Source organism: Neisseria sp. P0009.S007 (assembly GCF_051962515.1).
In genome coordinates this window covers 1-465 of sequence record NZ_JBQCVF010000880.1, presented here as the reverse complement: position 1 = coordinate 465, position 465 = coordinate 1, and the positions used below count along the sequence as shown (strand labels likewise).

1 protein-coding gene is annotated in these 465 nt (G+C 41.9%); it reads right to left on the bottom strand.

Annotated elements, in window-relative coordinates:
• A partial coding sequence (locus ACTHS3_RS16910; RefSeq protein WP_440368628.1) for a DUF2069 domain-containing protein occupies window positions 1-269 on the bottom strand: 269 nt, incomplete at its 3' end.
• Between the last annotated feature and the right edge of the window lie 196 nt (window positions 270-465).

Below are 465 nucleotides of genomic sequence, written 5' to 3'. Positions count from 1 at the left end.
ATCCGGCTGGCGACGGCTGTGTCAGCCAGGCGCATACAGGCTTCGGCAAAGTAAATCAGAATCAGCATGGAGCTGTATTGATAAGTGTAGATGCGTTTTTTCAAAATGCCGGTCAACGGCAGGCACAGCGGCAGTGCTTTCAGTGCCAGCCATGAGCCGCCTTCGCGCAATGGCGCGATCCACAATTCCCATGACAAGGAAAGCAGAATCAGCAGGATAAGGCTTATGGACGTTGCAAGATAAGGCAATGGGGAGCGTGTATTGTTCACAATCAATATTGAGGGCGTAAAGCCGTACTGGAAAACTTAAAATTATACCGCTAAAAAGGCGAGGTAAGCCAAGAATATTGCTTAAAGATGCTGAAGAAAGGATTTATTGTTTTTTCTTCAAACGAATGAAACTTTATCTTGTTTTATAGTCTTATTTATATATATATTTAATAAAGATTGTGCTACTATTATAAAT